This window comes from Streptomyces sp. NBC_01723 (assembly GCF_036246005.1).
In the GTDB taxonomy this organism is placed as follows: domain Bacteria; phylum Actinomycetota; class Actinomycetes; order Streptomycetales; family Streptomycetaceae; genus Streptomyces.
In genome coordinates this window covers 8,002,742-8,022,776 of sequence record NZ_CP109171.1, presented here as the reverse complement: position 1 = coordinate 8,022,776, position 20,035 = coordinate 8,002,742, and the positions used below count along the sequence as shown (strand labels likewise).

Below are 20,035 nucleotides of genomic sequence, written 5' to 3'. Positions count from 1 at the left end.
GAAAGGTTTCAACTCGGTTGCCGGGGACGTTAGGCAGCGAGGCCATGGCACGTCAATGGTTCCGGGTCGAAAAACTTGCGAAGACCAAAGGTCACGACCGAGTCACGGCCAGCGGGGTCGGCCGGAAGGGTTGACACCCCTTCGGGCGACTCATAGCTTCGCGTTCTGAATCGTTTCACAGTTGGTCGTGCGCACAGCGGGCCACGACCCGACGTCACAGGAGCCCCGAAGTGACCGAACCAGCCGCGGTGAAGGCAGCGCTCAAGACCCAGGCCGTCGAGACGCCGTCGTGGGCGTACGGGAACTCGGGCACCCGCTTCAAGGTGTTCGCCCAGGCCGGCGTCCCGCGCGACCCGTTCGAGAAACTGGACGACGCGGCCAAGGTGCACGAGTTCACCGGCGTCGCCCCGACCGTGGCCCTGCACATCCCGTGGGACCGGGTCGGGAACTACGCCGCGCTGGCCAGGCACGCCGAGGACCGCGGGGTCCGGATCGGCGCCATCAACTCGAACACCTTCCAGGACGACGACTACAAACTGGGCAGCATCTGCCACCCCGACGCGGTCGTGCGCAGGAAGGCCGTCGACCACCTGCTGGAGTGCGTCGACATCATGGACGCCACCGGGTCCCGGGACCTGAAGCTGTGGTTCGCCGACGGCACGAACTATCCGGGTCAGGACGACATCCGGTCCCGGCAGGACCGGCTCGCCGAGGGACTGGCCGAGGTGTACGAGCGGCTCGGCGAGGGCCAGCGGATGCTGCTGGAGTACAAGCTCTTCGAGCCGGCGTTCTACACGACGGACGTGCCGGACTGGGGCACGGCGTACGCGCACTGCCTGAAGCTGGGCGAGAAGGCGCAGGTCGTGGTCGACACGGGGCACCACGCGCCGGGCACGAACATCGAGTTCATCGTGGCGACGCTGCTGCGGGAGGGGAAGCTCGGCGGGTTCGACTTCAACTCGCGCTTCTACGCGGACGACGACCTGATGGTGGGCGCGGCCGATCCGTTCCAGCTGTTCCGGATCATGTACGAGGTGGTGCGTGGGGGCGGGTTCTCGTCGGACGTGGCGTTCATGCTCGACCAGTGCCACAACATCGAGGCGAAGATTCCGGCGATCATCCGGTCGGTGACGAACGTGCAGGAGGCCACGGCGAAGGCGCTGCTGGTCGATGCGGGGGCGCTGGCCGCCGCGCAGGCCGCCGGGGACGTGCTGGAGGCCAACGCCGTGCTGATGGACGCGTACAACACGGACGTGCGTCCGCTGCTTCGTGAGGTGCGGGCGGAGATGGGTCTCGACCCCGAGCCCATGAAGGCGTACCGCGCCTGCGGGTGGGCCGAGAAGGTCGTCGCCGAGCGGGTCGGTGGGCAGCAGGCGGGGTGGGGGGCGTAGGCGTCCGCCGGGTTCGTGTTGTTCGCGGGCCGCGGGTTGTTCGTGGTTGATCGCGCCCACGCGGCGGAGCCGCACATCGAAACTGTCCCGCGCCCCTGACGGGGCGCTTCTCCCTCCCTCTCTCGTAAGGACTGGAAGACATGGCTGTCCACCCCGAAGCCGCCGCACTCCTCGCCCGTTCGCATCGGCTCGGTGCGGATCCGCGGAACACCAACTACGCGGGTGGCAACGCCTCCGCGAAGGGCAGTGGGACCGATCCCGTCACGGGGGGTGATGTCGAGCTGATGTGGGTCAAGGGGTCCGGTGGGGATCTCGGTACGCTCACCGAGGGCGGGCTCGCGGTGTTGCGGCTGGACCGGATGCGGGCGCTCAAGGACGTCTACCCGGGCGTCGGGCGTGAGGACGAGATGGTCGCCGCCTTCGACTACTGCCTGCACGGCAAGGGCGGCGCGGCGCCCTCCATCGACACGGCGATGCACGGGCTGGTCGAAGCCGCGCACGTGGACCACCTCCATCCCGACTCCGGGATCGCGCTGGCCTGCGCGGCCGACGGCGAGAAGCTGACCGCCGAGTGCTTCGGCGACACCGTGGTGTGGGTGCCGTGGCGGCGGCCCGGATTCCAGCTGGGGCTGGACATCGCGGCGGTCAAGGAGGCCAATCCGGGGGCGATCGGGTGTGTGCTCGGCGGGCACGGCATCACCGCCTGGGGCGACACCTCCGAGGAGTGCGAGCGCAATTCGCTGCACATCGTCCGCACCGCGGAGCGGTTCCTCGAGGAGCGCGGGAAGGCCGAGCCGTTCGGGCCGGTGATCGAGGGCTACGAGGCGTTGGCCGACGGCGACCGGCGGGAGCGGGCGGCGGCGCTGGCGCCGTACGTGCGCTCTCTCGCCTCCCGGGACCGGCCGCAGGTCGGCCACTTCACCGACGCGGACGTGGTGCTCGACTTCCTCGCGCGTGCCGAACACCCGCGGCTCGCCGCCCTCGGCACCTCCTGCCCCGACCACTTCCTGCGCACCAAGGTCCGCCCGCTGGTCCTGGACCTGCCCCCGAGCGCCCCGCTGGACGAGACGGTGGCGCGGCTGAAGGAGCTGCACGCCGCCTACCGCGAGGAGTACGCCGCCTACTACCACCGGCACGCCGAACCCGGTTCGCCCGCGATGCGCGGCGCCGACCCGGCGATCGTGCTGGTGCCGGGCGTCGGCATGTTCAGCTTCGGCAAGGACAAGCAGACCGCCCGGGTGGCCGGCGAGTTCTACGTCAACGCGATCAACGTGATGCGCGGCGCGGAGGCCGTGTCGGCGTACGCGCCGATCGAGGAGACGGAGAAGTTCCGCATCGAGTACTGGGCGCTGGAGGAGGCCAAGCTCCAGCGGATGCCGAGGCCCAAGCCGCTGGCGACACGGATCGCGCTGGTCACCGGCGCGGGCAGCGGGATCGGGAAGGCGATCGCGCGACGGCTGGCCGACGAGGGCGCCTGCGTGGTGGTGGCCGACCTGAACGCCGGGAACGCGGCGGAGGTGGCCGAGGAGCTGGGCGGGGCGGACCGGGCCGTCGCGGTGACCGTCGACGTCACCTCCGAGGAGCAGATCGCCGACGCCTTCAGGGCGGCGGTGCTCGCCTTCGGCGGCGTCGACCTGGTGGTCAACAACGCGGGGATCTCCATCTCCAAGCCGCTGCTGGAGACCTCCGCCAAGGACTGGGACCTCCAGCACGGCATCATGGCCCGCGGCTCCTTCCTGGTCTCGCGCGAGGCGGCGCGGGTGATGACCGCGCAGGAACTCGGCGGCGACATCGTCTACATCGCCTCGAAGAACGCGGTCTTCGCCGGGCCGAACAACATCGCCTACTCCGCGACCAAGGCCGACCAGGCCCACCAGGTGCGGCTGCTCGCCGCCGAGCTGGGCGAGCACGGCATCCGGGTCAACGGCGTCAACCCGGACGGTGTGGTGCGCGGTTCCGGCATCTTCGCGGGCGGCTGGGGCGCCCAGCGGGCCGCCGTGTACGGGGTGCCGGAGGAGAAGCTGGGCGAGTTCTACGCGCAGCGCACACTGCTCAAGCGCGAGGTGCTGCCCGAGCACGTCGCGAACGCCGTGTTCGCGCTGACCGGCGGCGACCTGACCCACACCACCGGCCTGCACGTCCCGGTGGACGCCGGCGTGGCCGCCGCGTTCCTGCGATGAGCGGTGCGAGGGACGCCGGCACCAAGGCGTACGCCGCGGTCGACCTCGGCGCGTCCAGCGGGCGCGTCATGGTCGGCCGCGTCGGCCCCGACCGGCTGGAGCTGACCGAGGCGCACCGCTTCCCCAACCGTCCGGTCCGCACGCCCGAAGGGCTGCACTGGGACATCCTGGGGCTGTACGCCGGCGTGCTGGACGGCCTGCGGGCGGCGGGGCCGGTGGACTCGGTGGGCGTCGACAGCTGGGCCGTCGACCACGGCCTGCTCGACGCGGACGGAGGGCTCCTCGGCAACCCGGTGCACTACCGCGACCCCCGCACCGAGGGCGTCGCGCAGCGGGTGTGGGAGACACTGCCCGCCCGGGAGCTGTACGCGGCGACCGGGTTGCAGTACGCGCCCTTCAACACCCTGTACCAGCTCGTCGCCGCCCGCGGCACGGCCCGGTTCGCGGCCGCCCGGCGACTGTTGCTGGTGCCGGACCTGCTGACCTACTGGCTGACCGGGGAACAGGGCACGGAGCTGACCAACGCCTCCACCACCCAGCTGATCGACCCCCGCACCCGGGACTGGTCGCGGGAGGTGGCGGACCGGGCGGGCATCGACCTCGGCCTGTTCGCGCCGCTGCGGCGGCCGGGAGAAGCGGCGGGCCTGCTGCGGCCCGAGGTGCTGGAGGAGACGGGGCTCACCGGGCCCGTGCCGGTGACGGCGGTCGGCTCGCACGACACCGCGTCCGCGGTGGCCGCCGTACCGGCCGCGGACGAGCGGTTCGCCTACATCTGCACCGGCACCTGGTCGCTGGCGGGTCTGGAGCTGACCGCTCCCGTCCTGACCGAGGAGAGCCGCGCCGCCAACTTCACCAATGAGCTGGGGCTGGACGGCACGGTCCGCTACCTGCGCAACATCATGGGTCTGTGGCTGCTCCAGGAGTGCGTACGGGCGTGGGGCGAGCCCGATCTGGGCGGACTGCTGCGCGCGGCGGCACGGGTGCCCGCGCTGCGGTCGGTGGTGGACGCGGGCGACCCTGCGTTCCTGGCGCCCGGGCGGATGCCGGAGCGGATCGCCGAGGCGTGCCGTGCCTCCGGACAGCCCGTGCCCGCGTCGCCCCCCGAGGTGACCCGCTGCATCCTCGACTCGCTGGCGCTGGCCCATCGCAGGGCGGTCGAGGACGCCCAGCGGCTCGCCGGGCACCCGGTGGACGTCGTGCACGTCGTCGGCGGGGGCACCCGCAACGCGCTGCTGTGCCAACTGACGGCCGACGCCTGCGGACTGCCCGTGGTGGCGGGGCCGACGGAGGCCGCCGCACTCGGCAACGTCCTCGTGCAGGCGCGCGCCCACGGCCTGGTGGACGATCTCGCCGGAACACGGCGGCTGCTGGCCCGCACACAGTCGCCGACCCGCTACGAGCCGCGCGGTGGCACGGCACGCTGGCGGGCGGCCGAGGCCCGACTCGCCGACCGGTGAACCGGGACTCCCCCGGCGCCGCCGTGCGGACTAACCTGCACCCATCATTCATCCGATGATCGAACACGAGGAGTCGCGATGCGTGTCGCCCTGTTCCTGACCTGCGTCAACGACACGCTCTATCCGGACACCGGCCGTGCCGTGCTGAGACTGCTCACCAGACTGGGCGTCGACGTCGACTTCCCGATGGGGCAGACCTGTTGCGGGCAGGCGCACTACAACACCGGTTACCGGCACGAGGCCGAGCCGCTGGCCCGGCGATTCGCAGACGTCTTCGCGGAGTACGACGCGGTCGTGACGCCGTCGGGTTCGTGCGGCGCGATGGTGCGGGAGCTGTATCCGCGCATGGGTGAGCGGGCGCGCGCGGAGGGGCGCGGGGACACGCTCGCGGCGACGCTGGCGCCGGTGGTGCCGAAGACGTACGAGCTGACGGAGTTCCTCGTGGACGTGCTCGGGGTGACGGACGTCGGGGCGTACTACCCGCACACGGTGACCTACCACCCGACCTGCCACGGGCTGCGGAGCCTGGGCCTGGGCGACCGGCCCCGGCGGCTCCTGGAGGCGGTGAAGGGCCTGGAACTGCTGGAGTTGCCGGGGGCCGAGGAGTGCTGCGGCTTCGGCGGCACCTTCGCCGTGAAGAACTCCGACGTGTCGGCGGCGATGGGCGCGGACAAGGTGCGCAACGCCGAGTCGACGGGCGCCGACGTGCTGTGCGCCGCGGACAACTCCTGTCTGATGCACATCGGCGGGACGATGACGCGGCTGCGCACGGGCATGCGCCCGGTGCACATCGCGGAGATCCTGGCGAGCACGGAGGAGGCGGCGGCCGTATGAGCGGGACCTATCTGGGGATGCCGGCCTTTCCCGAGGCGGCGCGGGAGGCCGTGGGCAACACCACGCTGCGCGGCAATCTGCGCCACGCCACGCACACCATCCGGGACAAGCGGGCCCGCGCGGTCGCGGAACTGGACGACTGGGCGGAGCTGCGCGAGGCCGGGAAGCGCGTCAAGGACCACACCCTGCGCCATCTCGACCGGTATCTGGTGCAGGTGGAGGAGGCGGTCACGGCCGCGGGCGGGACGGTGCACTGGGCCGCCGACGCGGACGAGGCCAACGAGATCGTCGCCCGGCTGGTCGAGGAGACCGGTGAGAGCGAGGTCGTCAAGGTCAAGTCGATGGCGACGCAGGAGATCGGTCTCAACGAGGCGCTGGAGGCCCGGGGCATCCACGCCTACGAGACCGATCTGGCCGAGCTGATCGTGCAGTTGGGCAAGGACCGGCCCTCGCACATCCTGGTGCCGGCCATCCATCGCAACCGGGGCGAGATCCGGGACATCTTCCGCTCCGAGATGAGCGAGTGGGGTCGCCCGGCGCCCGAGGGCCTGACCGACACACCGGCCGAACTCGCGGAGGCGGCGCGGCTGCACCTGCGGGAGAAGTTCCTGCGGGCCAAGGTCGGCATCTCCGGCGCCAACTTCATGGTCGCCGAGACCGGCACGCTGGTGGTCGTGGAGTCCGAGGGCAACGGACGGATGTGCCTGACCCTGCCCGAGACGCTGATCTCGGTCGTCGGCATCGAGAAGATCGTGCCGACCTGGCGGGACCTGGAGGTCTTCCTCCAGACCCTCCCCCGCTCCTCGACCGCCGAGCGCATGAACCCGTACACCTCCATGTGGACGGGCACCAGGGACGGCCGGGCCGGGGAAGGGGACGGCCCGCGCGCCTTCCACCTGGTCCTGCTGGACAACGGCCGCACCGACACCCTCGCCGACGAGGTCGGCCGCCAGGCGCTGCGCTGCATCCGCTGCTCGGCCTGCCTGAACGTGTGCCCGGTGTACGAGCGGGCCGGCGGCCACGCCTACGGCTCGGTCTACCCGGGCCCGATCGGCGCCATCCTCAGCCCCCAACTGCGGGGCACGGGCAGCGAGATCGACGCCTCCCTGCCCTACGCGTCCTCGCTGTGCGGTGCCTGCTACGAGGTGTGCCCGGTCGCCATCGACATCCCCGAGGTGCTGGTGCATCTGCGGGAGCGGGTGGTGCAGGGCGGGCCCGCGGTGCGGGGAGGCAACCGGGTCGTGCTGAAACCGGCGAAGGGCCACGCCGCCGAACGGGCGGCGATGCGGGCGGCGCGGTGGGCCTTCACCCGTCCGGGGGCGCTGCGGACCGGGCAGCGGCTGGCCTCGCGCAGCCGCCGTCTGCATCCGCGCACCCTGCCGGGCCCCGGACGGGCGTGGAGCGGCAGTCGCGATCTGCCGCCGGTGCCCCCGGAGCCGTTCCGGGACTGGTGGCAGCGCACGCACGGCGGAAGGAACGAGACGAAGTGAGCAGCAGGGAACGCATCCTGGGCCGGGTGCGGCGCGCCCTCGCCAACGCGCCGGCCGACGAGGTGCCCGTCGCACGGGACTACCTGCGCGAGCACGGGCGGCGGACCACCGGGCAGACGGTGGAGCTGCTCGCCGAGAACCTCGCGGACTACCGGGCGATCGTGCACCGGTGCGCGGACGGTGAGCTGCCCGCGCTGCTGGCCGGTCTGCTGTCGGCGCGCGGCTCGCGGAGCGTGGTGGTGCCGCCGGGGCTGCCGCCGGGCTGGCTGGCGGAGGCGGGGGCGCGCCCGGTCCCGGACGAGGCGGCGAGTACGGCGCCGGAGCTGGACCTGGTGGACAGCGTGGTCACCGGCTGCGCGGTCGCCGTCGCCGAGACCGGCACGATCGTGCTGGACGGCTCGCCCGACCAGGGGCGCCGGCGCATCACCCTCGTGCCCGACCACCACATCTGCGTCGTGCGCGTGCCCGACCAGGTGGTCTCCTCCGTCCCGCAGGCCCTCGAACGCCTCGACCCGGCCCGTCCGCTGACGTGGATCTCCGGTCCGTCGGCGACCAGCGACATCGAGCTGGACCGGGTCGAGGGGGTGCACGGTCCGCGCACCCTGGAGGTGGTGCTGGTGGGCGGTCAGCCGAGCGGGAACGTCACCTCGTAGCGCCCGGAGGGCAGCCGGTAGGCCACGGCGCCGTCCTCGGCGCCCAGGTACTCCACGCCGTCGACCCGGGCCAGCGGGGTCCGGCCCGCGCGGACGCCGTCCGGGTCGGGCGTGGGAAGGCGCAGGGTGGCGGTGGAGTTGGCGGGGACGGCGGCCCGGTGGTGGACCGTGCGTCCGCGTACGGTCCACTCGCTGCGGATCTCGCCGTACGGCGACAGGTGCGAGCCGGTGACGTGCTTGATGCGGCCGGTGGGATCCAGGTGCGGGCGCAGCCGGAAGTGCCGGAAGCCCGGGTGGTCCGGCTCGCGGGCGATGCCGGCCATGGACTCGTACATCCACTCCAGGACGGCGCCGTAGGAGTAGTGGTTGAAGGAGTTCATCTCGACCGGTCCGAAGCCGTCCTCCTTCGAGTACGAGTTCCAGCGCTCCCAGATGGTGGTGGCGCCGTTGTCGACGGAGTACAGCCAGGACGGCATCGCGTTCTGGTGGAGCAGCGCGTACGCCAGGTCGGCGCGGCCCTCGTCGGTGAGGACCGGGGCGAGCACGTTCACGCCGAGGAAGCCGACGGAGAGGGTGTTCTCGGCGTACTGGACGCGGGTGCTCCCGGGGTGGGCCTCCTTGTAGGCGGCGTCGTTGCCGATGTTCTCCGCGAGCAGGCCGACGAGGGCCCGGCGCTGTGCCTCGGTGTCGTAGAAGCCGAGTTTGAGGACCCAGAGCAGGGCGGTCTGGCTGTCGTCCTCGGGGTCGGGGCCGTTGATCGGTTTGCCGCCGCGGCTGGAGCGGACGGTGACCTTGTCGTCCGCCGTGTCCAGGTAGGTGGTCATGAAGGCGCGGCGGATACCGGCGAAGAGGCGGTCGTAGGTGTCGGCCTCGCCGGCGCGGCCGGTGGCGCGGGCCATGTGGGCCATCAGGCGGACGCTGTAGCCGTAGTAGACGTCGCTCATGAGCTGGGTGCCGGTGCTCTGCGGGGCCAGCCAGTCGGCGAACAGGGCGCCCTGGCCGGTGTGGCCGTCGGCGCTGCGGCCGCGGATCCAGTCGACGTAGCGGGTCATCGCCTCCCAGCTGCGGTCGACGACGGTGCGGTCGCCGGTCATCTGCCACACCGTCCACGGGACGACCACTCCGCAGTCGGCCCAGCCGCTGACCGGTTGCGCGGCGTTGTAGCGGTTGCCCGGTGAGACGGCGGTGAACTGGGCGCCGTCGACCCCGTAGATCCGCTGGGAGTCGATCAGGTTGTCCTGGAAGTGGCTCAGGAAGGTGACCGCGTCGGCGTTGTAGAGACCGGTGGCGGCGAAGACCTGGGTGTCGCCGGTCCAGCCGAGGCGTTCGTCGCGCTGCGGGCAGTCGGTGGGCACCCAGAAGTAGTTGCCGCGCTGTCCCCAACGGACGTTGCTGATCAGCTGGTTGACCTTGGCGTCGTCGGTGGCGACCGTGCCGGTGTCGTGGACGGCGGAGGTGGCGACCCGGCCGGTCAGCGCGGTGATCGTGACCTCGGCCGTGGTCGTGACGGAGACGTAGCGGAATCCGTAGAAGGTGAGGGAGTCCTGGTGCGTCTCGCCGTTCGGGTCCCCCTTGAGGACGTAGGTGCTGGTGGCCTTGGCGGAGCGCAGGTTGGCCCGGTAGACGGAGCCCTCGGGGCCGTCGGCGCCCGCGCTGGAGTCGTTGAGCATCTCGCCGAAGGTGAGGACGACCTGGGCGCCGGACGGGCCGCGCAGGCTGTAGCGGGGGACGCCGACCATGTTCTGGCCGAGGTCGAGGACCGCGGTCTCGCCGGGCCGCAGGACGACCTGCGCGCGGGCGGCGCGGCCGGGGTCGGTGACGGTGCGCTCGGGGTCTGCGACGACGCGGCCCCTGCCGTTCGGGCTGCCCTCCTGGCCGGTGACGCCCGTGTGGACCGTGACGGAGCGCGGGCGCAGGTCCCACTCGGGCACGATGCGGGCCGATTCGCCGGGATGGGCGACGACTTGGGCGTCCGGGAACCGGGCGGCGAGGTCGTGTTCGGCGACCTCGGCCCAGCCGGAGGTGTCGTAGCCGCCCGCCGCCCAGCCGGGCAGCTCCCGGCGGGCGTCGTAGGTCTGGCCGTCGTAGATGTCGTCGGCGCGCCAGGGGCCGGTGTCGATGGCGCGCCAGCCGTCGTCCGGGGCGGTGACGACGCTCTGCGTGGTGCCGTCGGTGTAGCGGATCAGCAGTTTCGCCTTCAGGGCGAGCGGGTTGCCGTCCGCCGAGTAGTACGTGCTGCCCTCGGAGACGCGGCTGTTGTACCAGCCGTTGCCGAGCACCGCGCCGAGGGTGACCTGCGAACGGTCGGCCGTCACCAGGTCGGTGACGTCGTAGGTGAGGTAGTCGACCCGGGCGTCGTAGTTGGTCCAGCCCGGGGTCAGCAGTTCGGTTGTGCGGCCGTCGCCGTGCGGCACCTCGACGCGCCGCCCGTTGACGTACGCGTCGTACACGCCGAGCGCCGAGACGTACAGCCGGGCCTCGGCGACCCGGGCGCGGCGCAGCGGCTCCTGGCGGCGCAGGACCGGGGCTCCGGCGCTGTTCGGCGCTTTGCCGGCCATGCCGATCCAGCGGGCGCCGTCCCAGTGGGTGACGCCGTCGGTGCCGAGCAGGCCGGTCTCGAAGTGGGCGGCGGGGGCGGTGCGGGCGCGGCCGTGCTCGTCCCAGACCGTCACCGTCCAGTGGTAGCGGGTCGTGGCGCGCAGTCCGGGCCCCGCGTAGGGCACGGCCACCGAGTCGGGCGAGGTGACGCGGCCGCTGTCCCACACGTCCGTGCGGCCCGCGGCGAGGCGGCGCGGGTCGGTGGCCACCAGGATCCGGTACGCGGTCTGCCGGCGGCCCCGGGCGGTGGAGTGCGTGCGCCAGCCGAAGCGCGGGCGGGGCGCGTCGGTGCCGAGCGGGTTCGTGCGGTGTTCCGTGGTCAGGCCGGTCACCGAGGTGCCGCCCCCGTCGGCGGGGGTCTCGGCCGGTGCGGCCGTGGCGGGGGATGCGGCGCCCGTCTGGTAGGCCACGACCGCCGGCAGCGCGCCGAGTGTGGTGGCCAGGACCGTTCTGCGCCGCACCGTGGTGCGCTCCTCGTGCTCTCCGTGCACTCCGTCCTCCATGCCGTCATCCCTTTCGGCCGTCGGTATTCCCGGGGAGTTGTATCGATTCAGAGCGAACGACGGCGAACCTAGTGACAGTTCTGGCAGGTGTCCACGGGTCGAACCGAAATATCTCGACCGCTGCACTTCAGACGACTTTTGAAACTTTTCAAAACCGGATTGAACCGTTCATCCTCCGACGGGACGTCACCGGTGAGCGGCGGGCCGCGCCCGCGTCCAGCGTGAGGTCGTGATCCGGTTCGAGGACGTCACCAAGCGCTGTCCGGACGGGACGACGGCCGTGGACGGCCTGAGTCTGGAGGTGGCCGAGGGCGAACTGGTCACGCTCGTCGGCCCGTCGGCCTGCGGCAAGACGACCACGATGACGATGGTCAACCGGCTGACCGAGCCGACCTCGGGGCGCATCCTCGTGGACGGCGAGGACGTGGCGAGTGTCGATCCGGAGCGGCTGCGGCGGCGGATCGGGTACGTCATCCAGCAGGTGGGGCTCGTCCCGCACCGGACGGTGCCGGACAACACGGCGACGGTGCCGGCGCTGGTCGGCTGGAAACGGGCGAAGGCGCGGGAGCGGGCCGCCGAACTGCTGGACCTGGTGGGCCTGGACCCGGCCCAGTTCGGACCGCGCTATCCGGACGATCGTGGTCACGGCCGGCACGGGTCCGGCCGCCCAGCGGCGGCGGCGCGCCAGCACCGCGAGCGGCAGGGCGACGACGAGCGCGACGAAGACCGAGGCGGCGGTCGGCTCCAGGTGCTGGAGCACGGCGTCGAGGAGGATCTCACGGCGGGTGCTCAGCTACTCCCCGCAGATCCACTCGTTGCGCGCGAGACAGTCGTCCGGAGGTGCGGTCACCTCGCCTCCCCATTGCATCGGTCCCGCACGGGGGCGGGCGCGTTGTGGTGGCCCGTACGGGCGCCGGCCACCGGGCGGTGGTGTCGCTGAGTACACCCCCCGATACGGGTTCTGCGCCCAGTGTGGCCCGGCCCGCCGCTCCGTAGCGTCTTCGACGAGGCACCGCACAGGGCGTGCCACACGGAAGGTGATGACGATGTTCCGTTCCCGCACACGCGGCGGCCACGACCAGGGCCCCGCCCCCGAGGCCCTCCGGCTCGTCAAGGTGACCCGGACCTACGGCTCCGCGGAGAACGCCGTGACCGCCCTGGACGGAGTGACCCTGAGTCTGGCCCGCGGCACGTTCACGGCGGTCATGGGACCGTCGGGCTCGGGCAAGTCCACGCTGCTGCAGTGCGCGGCGGGGCTCGACCGGCCGGACAGCGGCATCGTGTGGGTGGACGGCGCGGAGCTGACCGGAGGCACCGAGGCGGAGCTGACCAAGTTCCGGCGCGGCCGGGTCGGATTCGTGTTCCAGCAGTACAACCTGCTGGACACGCTGACGGTCGCGCAGAACACGGTGCTCCCGCTCAAGCTCGCCGGACGCCGCGTCGACCGCGGCCGGGCCCGCGAGATCCTGACCACCGTCGGCCTCGAGGACCGGCTGGGGCACCGCCCCGCCCAGCTCTCCGGCGGTCAGCGGCAGCGGGTGGCGATCGCCCGCGCCCTGGTCACCGAGCCCCGGGTGATCTTCGCCGACGAGCCGACGGGCGCGCTGGACACGCGCAGCGCCCGGCAGGTGATGCTGCTGCTCCAGGAGGCGGTTCGGGTGCACGCGCGGACCGTGGTGATGGTGACGCACGACCCGGTCGCCGCCTCGTACGCGGACTCGGTGGTGTTCCTCGCCGACGGACGGCTGGCGGGGCGGATGGACGCGCCGACCCCGGACGCGGTCGCGGAGCGGCTGGCGCACCTGGGCGACACCGTGACGGCGGGGGTGTGAGCGATGCTGGTACTGGCCCTTCGGTCGATCCGGCAGCGCCCCGGACGGTTCCTCGCGACGCTGCTGTCCGCCTTCCTGGGCGCGGCGGTCATCATGACGTTCAACTCGATGCACGACACGGCCGGGCAGGACGGCGTCGACGCGGTCAGCTCAGAGACGCTGGGCACGGCTGCGGGCGTCGTCGGCGGCTACGGCACCCTGCTGGTGTTCTTCGCGGTGGCGTCCACGCTGACGGTCAACGTGCACCAGCGCACCGCCGAACTGGAGCTGCTGCGCTGCTCGGGGGCGACCCCGGCGCAGATCAAGCGGATGGTCGTGGGTGAGGCGGTGGCCGTGGCGCTGGCGGGCGCCGCGCTGGCGGTCGGCCCGGCGATGCTCGGCGGGCGGGCGCTGCTGGAGATGTTCCAGGACAGCGGGCAGGTCGCGCACTCCGTCGACTACTCCTTCGGCCCGATCGCGCTGGTGAGCGGCGTGGACATCACGCTGCTCGCCGCCGCGGGCGCCGCCTTGCTGGCGGTGCGGCGGGTGACGCGGGGCAGCAGGGAGCGGGCCGGGGCCAAGCGGTTCCTGGCGTACGCCGCGCTGGTCACCGGCGTCGCGGGCGCCGGCTCCACCTTCCTGTTCTCCGCGACGGACGAGATGCTGATGGCGCCGCCGGCCTACGGGGCGATCCTGCTGTCGGTCGGTCTGGCGCTGCTCTCGCCCGGGCTGCTGCGGGGCGTGCTGGACCGGCTGCCACTGATCGGCCCGAGCGGCTGGCTGGCCGTCCGCAACCTGCGCGAGCGGTCCGAGCACCTCGCCGGGATCCTGGTGTCGCTGATCCTGTTCACGGCCGTGTCGACGGCGACGCTCACCATGCAGGCGGTGGAGAGCGACGCGGTGGCGGCGTCGGGGCTGGTCAAGTCGGTCGACGCGAAGAACCTGGAGACGCTGAACCTGACGGTGGTCGGCATCATCGCGGTGTTCGTCTGCGTGATGCTGGTGAACTCGCTGTACGCGGCGACGACGTACCGCTCCCGTGAGTTCGGGCAGCAGCGACTGGCGGGCGCGACTCCCGGGCAGGTGCTGCGCGTGGTGACCACCGAGGGCGTCGTCCTGACGCTCACCGGGGTGTTCTTCGGCACGGTGGCCGCGCTGGCCGGCGTGGTGCCGTTCACGGTGGTCCGCACGGACGCGGTGCTGCCGGACCAGTTCGTCGGCGTCTGGCTCGCGATGGTCTCGGTGTCGGCGGCGGTGACGCTGGGGACGAGCGTGGGCACGGCCCGGCGGGTGCTGCGCACGCCGGCGGTGGGGGCGGTGACGCTCGCCGCGTGAGCCGGGCACGGAAAGGGAGGGGCGGCCCACGGTCGCCCCTCCCTTCGGTCTTCCCGTGACAGCGCAGGTGAACAAGCGCTTAGATAGAGGCTTGTACGCAGCGGCTGCACACACCGCACCAGAGCTGGAGGCCCCCGGTGTTCACTTCCGTCGACGACGTCTCCGCACGCCTCGCCGAGACCGGCTACCTGGCGTCGCCCGCGGTCGCCACGACCGTCTTCCTCGCCGCCCGGCTCGGCAAGCCGCTGCTGGTGGAGGGCCCCGCGGGGGTCGGCAAGACCGAGCTGGCCAAGGCCGTGGCCCGGGTCTCCGACGCCCGGCTGGTACGGCTCCAGTGCTACGAGGGCGTCGACGAGTCCCGGGCCCTGTACGAGTGGAACCACGCCAAGCAGCTGCTGCGCATCAGCGCCGGCCGCGACGAGAGCTGGGACGAGGCGCGGACCGACATCTTCGGCGAGGAGTTCCTGCTCACCCGGCCGCTGCTGACCGCGATCCGCGGGGACGACGCCAAGGTGCTGCTGATCGACGAGACCGACAAGGCGGACGTCGAGGTCGAGGGCCTGCTCCTGGAGGTGCTGAGCGACTTCCAGGTGACCGTGCCGGAGCTGGGCACCATCACCGCGACCCGCCGCCCCTTCGTCGTCCTCACCTCGAACGCGAGCCGCGAGCTGTCCGAGGCGCTGCGCCGGCGCTGCCTGTTCCTGCACATCGGCTTCCCGGAGGAGGATCTGGAGCGGCGGATCGTGCAGATGAAGGTGCCGGGACTGGACGAGGCCCTGGCCGGTTCAGTGGTGCGGCTGGTGGGTGCGCTGCGTGCCATGGACCTGCGCAAGGTGCCGTCGGTCGCCGAGACCATCGACTGGGCGCGCACCCTGCTGGCTCTCGGCGCGGACACCCTGGACGAGACCGTCGTACGGGACACCCTCGGCGTCGTCCTCAAGCACCAGGAGGACGTCCTTCGGGCCGCCGCCAAGCTCGACCTGGACGCGCTGTGACCACGGGCGTGACCGAGCGGCTGACGTCGCTGGTGGCCGCGTTGCGGGCCCACGGTGTGCGGGTGGGCACCGGGGAGAGCGTGGACGCGGCGCGGGCGGTGGAGTCACTCGGTCTCGCGGACCGGGAGCTGCTGCGCGAGGGCCTGGCGGCGACGCTGCTGCACACCGCGGACCAGCGGCGGGTGTTCGACCCGGTCTTCGACGTGTACTTCCCGCGCGGCGTCGGCGGCCCGGGCACCGGTCCCGCCGACCGGGAGGCACTGCGCGACCGGCTCGCCGCGGCGCTCGCCGACGACGACCGGGCGCTGCTGGCCCGGCTGGCCGGGGAGGCGGTGGACGGGTTCGGCGCCTACGGTTCCTCCGGTGCGGGCGGCGGCCCGGGCACACCGGGCTCCTCCCCCGGTTCGGACGGCTGGTCCTCGCACCAGACGCTCGACCGGCTCCGTCCGCAGACGCTGCTCGCCCGGGTGAGGGACGACGTGCGGGCGCGGGGCGGTGCCCCGGGGTTCACCGACCGGCTCCTCGAGGACGAGATCCGGCGCCGCATCGAGGTCTTCCGGCGCATGGTGGCCGCGGAGGCCCGGCGCCGGGTCGCGGAGCGGCGCGGACGCGACGAGATCGCCCGGCGGGCGGTGGCCCCGACGCCGGACCGCGTCGACTTCCTGCTCGCCGGGCAGGCCCAACTGGCCGATCTGCGGCGGACGGTGCGGCCGCTGGCCCGCAAGCTCGCCACCCGGCTGACGGCCCGCCGGCGCCGCGCGTCCCGCGGCAGCATCGACCTGCGGCGCACGCTGCGCGGGTCGCTGTCCACGGGCGGCGTGCCGATGAAGCCGGTGCTGCGCCGACGCCGTCCGGTACGGCCCGAACTGGTGCTGCTGTGTGACGTGTCGGGGTCGGTGGCGGGATTCTCGGACTTCACGATGCTGCTGGTGCAGGCGCTGCACGACCAGTTCGCCAAGGTGCGGGTGTTCGCCTTCGTCAACCGGATCGACGAGGTGACCGGGCTGCTCGCGCACGGCCGCGCGGACCCGGAGGGGCTGGGGGCCCGGATCGGTGCGGAGGCGCGGCTCACCGGATGGCACGGCAGCAGCGACTACGGCGTCGCGCTGGGCGAGTTCGCGGAGCGGTACGCCGACGCGGTCGGCCCGCGCACGACGGTCTTCGTCCTCGGCGACGCCCGTACCAACATGAGCGATCCGAACCTGCCCGCCCTGCGGCGGATCACCGAGCGCTCGCGACGCAGCTACTGGCTCAACCCGGAACAGCGCTCCCGCTGGGGCACCGGCGACTCGGCGGCCCCGGCGTACGCCGGGCTGATCGAGATGCACGAGTGCCGCAACGTCCGTCAACTCGGCGCGCTGGTCACCCGGTTGCTGCCGGTGTGAGGCCCGGGAGCTGTCCGGGCGATCACGCCGTCGGCCGTCTTCGTGCGCCCAATGGTCTCGTAGATGCTGCAGCGGGTGGCCCCGCCGAGTGTGATGTCAGTTGGTGCCCGCCGTGCCACCCGCCGACAACGGCCGCTCGTACCTGGTCAGGACCACGCCGCCGGGAAACGTCCGGGTCTCCACCAGGTTCAGGTTCGCCCAGTTGTCCAGTGCGGTGAAGAACGGTGTGCCGCCACCCACCAGGACCGGATGGGTGACGATCGTGTACTCGTCGACCAGCCCGGCCCGCATCGCCGCCCCGGCGAGCGCCGCGCCGCCGACCCTCATCGGCCCACCGTCCCCGGCCTTGAGCCGGGCGATCTCCGCGACCGCGTCGCCGGTGACCAGGCGCGTGTTCCAGTCGACCGTGTCGAGCGTCGACGAGAACACCACCTTCGGCGTGTCCCGCCAGTTCCGAGCGAACTCGATCTGCGCCGCGGTGGCGCCCGGCTGCCGGTCGCCGGTCGGCCAGTAGGCGCTCATGGTCTCCCAGAGCTTGCGCCCGTACAGGAACAGGCTGATCGCCCGCTCCTCGTCGAGCCACCACTGGAACAGCTCGTCGCTCGGCTCGCTCCAGCCGATGTCGTCGCCGGGCGCGGCGACGTAGCCGTCCAGGGACAGGTTCATGCCGTAGAGCAGTCTCCGCACAGCGCCGGCCTTCCGTCAGTCGGTCTCGGAAGTCTAGACGGGCCGCGACCCCGGCGGGCGTCCTGGAAGGGAGGCGCGGGCGATGGTGCCCGCGGTGAGCGTGGCCGGCATCTCCCGCAGGGCGGTCACGAAGTCCAGCTTGAACGCGGTGAGCGAGGGGTCGGCTTCGTACGCGGCGAGCATCGCCGGGGAGGGCCGTGCGTGCGTCCACACGGCGCCGACGGCCATGATCATGGCCGCGCTGTCGGGCAGGTTCATCGGCCCCGCCGGACGGGACCAGACCTCCGGCACCCCCAAGCCCGCCAAGCTCCCCACGGGCGCCGACGACCCCGCGGAGGGCAGGCGCCCGTGGGCGGCGAGCGAGCAGCTCACAGGCGTCCCCTTCGACCTGTGAGCCCGGGGCCGCCCTCCGGGGCCCGCGCCTTCACAAGAAGCGCGCTCAATCCGCCTTGGCGTACTCCTTCGCCATGGCGCCGGCGAAGTCGTACACGACGCACTGTCCGTCGCCGACGACCCAGGCGTCGTGGCCCGGTGAGCAGACGAACACGTCACCCGGGCCCACCTCGCTCTCGGTGCCGTCGTCCATGTGGATGTGCATGCGTCCCTCCACCACGTAGCAGTTGTGGTGGATCATGCAGCTGTCGGTGCCCGCGATCGGCGCCACCGACTCCGACCAGCGCCACCCCGGCTCGAAGGTGGCGACGGCGAAGTCGAGTCCCTCCATGTGCACGGCCTCGATGTGACCGCGCGGGAAATCGCGGCGCTCGTCGGGCTTGTCGAGTGTCTTTGCCTGCAACATGACACTCCTCCTTTTCCTGGCCGTCCCTGGGCCCACCATTCCATCGTCCGCCTGTCAAGTCGGCGACGCCATCCGGGGGGGGCGGATGCGGTCAGCCGGGCGCGCCGCAGAGTTCGGCGAAACGGGCGGCGTCCACGTTTCCGCCGGAGAGGATCACGCCCACCCGGCGGGGCAGGGCGTCGATCCGGCCGTTCAGCAGGGCGGCCAGCGGGGTGGCGCCGCTCGGTTCGAGGACGGTCTTCAGTCGCTCGAAGGCGAACCGCATCGCGTCCCGGATCTCGTCGTCGGAGACCAGCACGACACCGTCGAGCAGCCGCCGGTTCACGGAGAACGTCAGCTCGCCCGGGGTGGGCAGCGCCTGGCCGTCGGCGATGGTGCGCGGGACCGGCACGGTGACGCGCCGGCCGGCCGCCAGGGAGCGCCGGGTGTCGTCACCGGCCTCGGGCTCGACGCCGATCACCCGGGTGGCGGGGTGCAGGCCCTTGACGGCGGTGGCGCTCCCGGCGATGAGTCCGCCGCCACCGACCGGTGTGACCAGCGCGTCCAGGTCGCCGGTCTCCTCGACGAGTTCGAGGGCGGCGGTGCCCTGTCCGGCGATGACGTCCGGGTGTTCGTACGGCGGGATCAGGGTGAGGCCCCGGTCGGCGGCCAGCGCCTCGGCGATGGCCACGCGGTCTCCGGTGTAGCGGTCGTAGGTGACGATCTCAGCGCCGTATCCCGCGGTGGCCGCGCGCTTGGAGGGCGGCGCGTCCTCGGGCATGACGATCACCGCGGTGGTGCCCAGCTCGCGTGCGGCGAGGGCGACCGCCTGGGCGTGGTTCCCGGAGGAGTAGGCGGCGATGCCCCGGGACAGCTGCTCCGGCGTGAGGCGGGAGGCCGCGTGATAGGCGCCGCGGAACTTGAAGGCGCCGACCCGCTGGTGGTTCTCGCACTTGAGGAAGACCTCGGCGCCGACGAGGGCGTCCAGGGTGCGGGAGCGCAGCACCGGGGTGCGGTGCGCGACGCCCTCGATGCGGGCGGCGGCGGCCCGTACGTCGTCGAGGGTGACCGGCGGGGTGGTGGTCGTCACGGGTGTCCTCCGGTGGGGTCGGCGGCCGGGCCGCTCACGGCGCGGGCCTGGGAGAGGTAGTGGTAGGCGGAGGCCCGGGAGATGCCGAGCCGGGCGGCGACGTGCTCGACCGAGCGGCGTACGGCGAACACGCCGCGCCCGTCCAGGTCGCGGAAGAGCTCCAGGCGCTGGGCGCGGTCCAGCGCCGCCCAGCCGGCGCCACGGCGCAGCGGGTGGGCGTCCACGATCGCCTCGACCACCGCGTCGATGTCGTCGCCGAAGGTGGTGGCCGGCGGATCGGCGGGGGTGCCCGCGGTCCCGGCCAGGGAGCCGAGCAGGGCGTGCGCCCGGTCGACGGCGGTGACGTCCAGGTTGACGCACAGGGCGCCGAACACGGCGCCCGTGGAGTCGCGCAGCACCATCGTGGAGGACTTCAGCAGGGTGCCGCCGTCCGTGCGCGTGACGTAGTTCAGCTCGTCCCGGGCCTCGTCGCCGCGGGCCAGGACCCGCATGCCGATCTCGCTCATCGCCCCGCCGACCGTCCGTCCGGTGACCGAGCCGGCGACCGCGACCACCGACCGCTCGGGGTCCCGGTAGTCGTGCAGGACCGCCTCGCAGACCGGCCCGAACGTGGCGGCGATCCCATCGACGACCGGGCGCAGGGTGGCGAGGACCGCGTCGCGCTCGGCGTCCAGCGCCGTTTCGCTCATCAGGGGCTCCTTGCTCGGACTCCAACGAGTCCTCAGACTACACGTCCAGCCTCTGGACTGACAGTCCAACCCCGACCCGCGCCACGGCGGTCCTGTCATTGGGCCGCCGGCTCTGGCACCCTTCCCGGCACCTCGCACTGTCCGAGCCCTTCGTACGGA

Annotated in this window: 17 protein-coding genes and 2 pseudogenes; 12 read left to right on the top strand and 7 right to left on the bottom strand. The window is 72.7% G+C overall.

Annotation, left to right across the window (positions count from 1 at the left end; translation table 11 throughout):
- Positions 1 to 230 precede the first annotated feature (230 nt).
- The 6 genes from rhaI (at position 231) to OIE75_RS37225 (ending at position 8,005) form a co-directional block, all read left to right on the top strand.
- A complete protein-coding gene (gene rhaI, locus OIE75_RS37250; RefSeq protein WP_307016713.1) occupies positions 231 to 1,391 on the top strand; it encodes an L-rhamnose isomerase in 1,161 nt (386 codons plus the stop codon).
- A gap of 140 nt (positions 1,392 to 1,531) precedes the next feature.
- A complete protein-coding gene (locus OIE75_RS37245) occupies positions 1,532 to 3,571 on the top strand; it encodes a bifunctional aldolase/short-chain dehydrogenase (RefSeq protein ID WP_329473558.1) in 2,040 nt (679 codons plus the stop codon).
- Positions 3,568 to 5,028, top strand: coding sequence for a rhamnulokinase (locus OIE75_RS37240; RefSeq protein ID WP_329473557.1), 1,461 nt, complete (start codon positions 3,568 to 3,570; stop codon positions 5,026 to 5,028). Before OIE75_RS37245 ends, OIE75_RS37240 begins: the two co-directional genes overlap by 4 nt.
- Positions 5,029 to 5,106: 78 nt before the next feature.
- Positions 5,107 to 5,862: a (Fe-S)-binding protein gene (locus OIE75_RS37235; protein WP_307016709.1), complete on the top strand. Its 756-nt coding sequence runs from the start codon at positions 5,107 to 5,109 to the stop codon at positions 5,860 to 5,862.
- Positions 5,859 to 7,352 (top strand): LutB/LldF family L-lactate oxidation iron-sulfur protein, encoded by a 1,494-nt coding sequence (locus OIE75_RS37230; RefSeq protein ID WP_329473556.1) that lies wholly within the window; start codon positions 5,859 to 5,861, stop codon positions 7,350 to 7,352. Before OIE75_RS37235 ends, OIE75_RS37230 begins: the two co-directional genes overlap by 4 nt.
- Entirely contained in the window at positions 7,349 to 8,005 is a 657-nt protein-coding gene (locus tag OIE75_RS37225; protein WP_329473555.1) for a LutC/YkgG family protein, read from the top strand. Before OIE75_RS37230 ends, OIE75_RS37225 begins: the two co-directional genes overlap by 4 nt.
- Here the strand turns inward: OIE75_RS37225 and OIE75_RS37220 are convergent.
- Complete coding sequence (locus tag OIE75_RS37220; protein WP_329473554.1) at positions 7,978 to 11,106, bottom strand: family 78 glycoside hydrolase catalytic domain; 3,129 nt, start codon at positions 11,104 to 11,106, stop codon at positions 7,978 to 7,980. The two genes, OIE75_RS37225 and OIE75_RS37220, sit on opposite strands and share 28 nt — an antisense overlap.
- A gap of 229 nt (positions 11,107 to 11,335) precedes the next feature.
- On the opposite strand from OIE75_RS37220, the pseudogene OIE75_RS37215 reads away from it, so the two are divergent.
- A pseudogene (locus OIE75_RS37215) lies at positions 11,336 to 11,741 on the top strand (ATP-binding cassette domain-containing protein); the annotation flags it as partial.
- Here OIE75_RS37215 and OIE75_RS37210 read toward each other — a convergent pair.
- A pseudogene (locus tag OIE75_RS37210) lies at positions 11,738 to 11,956 on the bottom strand (ABC transporter permease); the annotation flags it as partial. The pseudogenes OIE75_RS37215 and OIE75_RS37210 sit on opposite strands and share 4 nt — an antisense overlap.
- Positions 11,957 to 12,146: 190 nt before the next feature.
- On the opposite strand from OIE75_RS37210, the gene OIE75_RS37205 reads away from it, so the two are divergent.
- The 4 genes from OIE75_RS37205 to OIE75_RS37190 all read left to right on the top strand — a co-directional run bounded on the left by OIE75_RS37205 (position 12,147) and on the right by OIE75_RS37190 (position 16,632).
- The gene (locus tag OIE75_RS37205; RefSeq protein WP_329473553.1) at positions 12,147 to 12,938 is read left to right on the top strand and encodes an ABC transporter ATP-binding protein; all 792 of its coding nucleotides are present in this window, start codon (positions 12,147 to 12,149) and stop codon (positions 12,936 to 12,938) included.
- A 3-nt stretch (positions 12,939 to 12,941) separates the two neighbouring features.
- On the top strand, positions 12,942 to 14,252 hold the full coding sequence (locus OIE75_RS37200; RefSeq protein ID WP_329473552.1) for an ABC transporter permease: 1,311 nt from the start codon (positions 12,942 to 12,944) through the stop codon (positions 14,250 to 14,252).
- Positions 14,253 to 14,389: 137 nt separating this feature from the next.
- Complete coding sequence (locus OIE75_RS37195; protein WP_329473551.1) at positions 14,390 to 15,247, top strand: AAA family ATPase; 858 nt, start codon at positions 14,390 to 14,392, stop codon at positions 15,245 to 15,247.
- Entirely contained in the window at positions 15,244 to 16,632 is a 1,389-nt protein-coding gene (locus OIE75_RS37190) for a VWA domain-containing protein (protein ID WP_329473550.1), read from the top strand. Before OIE75_RS37195 ends, OIE75_RS37190 begins: the two co-directional genes overlap by 4 nt.
- A 96-nt stretch (positions 16,633 to 16,728) precedes the next feature.
- Here the strand turns inward: OIE75_RS37190 and OIE75_RS37185 are convergent, their stop codons facing one another.
- Positions 16,729 to 17,319 (bottom strand): dihydrofolate reductase family protein, encoded by a 591-nt coding sequence (locus OIE75_RS37185; protein ID WP_329473549.1) that lies wholly within the window; start codon positions 17,317 to 17,319, stop codon positions 16,729 to 16,731.
- 33 nt (positions 17,320 to 17,352) lie between these two features.
- The gene (locus OIE75_RS37180; RefSeq protein WP_329473548.1) at positions 17,353 to 17,553 is read right to left on the bottom strand and encodes a hypothetical protein; all 201 of its coding nucleotides are present in this window, start codon (positions 17,551 to 17,553) and stop codon (positions 17,353 to 17,355) included.
- Here OIE75_RS37180 and OIE75_RS37175 point away from each other — a divergent pair.
- Entirely contained in the window at positions 17,552 to 17,713 is a 162-nt protein-coding gene (locus OIE75_RS37175) for a hypothetical protein (protein ID WP_329473547.1), read from the top strand. The genes OIE75_RS37180 and OIE75_RS37175 overlap by 2 nt on opposite strands.
- 45 nt (positions 17,714 to 17,758) lie before the next feature.
- Here OIE75_RS37175 and OIE75_RS37170 read toward each other — a convergent pair whose 3' ends face one another.
- The 3 genes from OIE75_RS37170 to OIE75_RS37160 form a co-directional block, all read right to left on the bottom strand.
- Positions 17,759 to 18,118 carry a cupin domain-containing protein gene (locus OIE75_RS37170; RefSeq protein WP_122615267.1) on the bottom strand — a complete coding sequence of 120 codons (360 nt, stop codon included), beginning with the start codon at positions 18,116 to 18,118 and terminating at the stop codon, positions 17,759 to 17,761.
- A 91-nt stretch (positions 18,119 to 18,209) separates the two neighbouring features.
- Complete coding sequence (locus OIE75_RS37165) at positions 18,210 to 19,187, bottom strand: pyridoxal-phosphate dependent enzyme (RefSeq protein ID WP_307016694.1); 978 nt, start codon at positions 19,185 to 19,187, stop codon at positions 18,210 to 18,212.
- Entirely contained in the window at positions 19,184 to 19,876 is a 693-nt protein-coding gene (locus OIE75_RS37160) for a helix-turn-helix transcriptional regulator (protein WP_307016692.1), read from the bottom strand. Before OIE75_RS37160 ends, OIE75_RS37165 begins: the two co-directional genes overlap by 4 nt.
- Between the last annotated feature and the right edge of the window lie 159 nt (positions 19,877 to 20,035).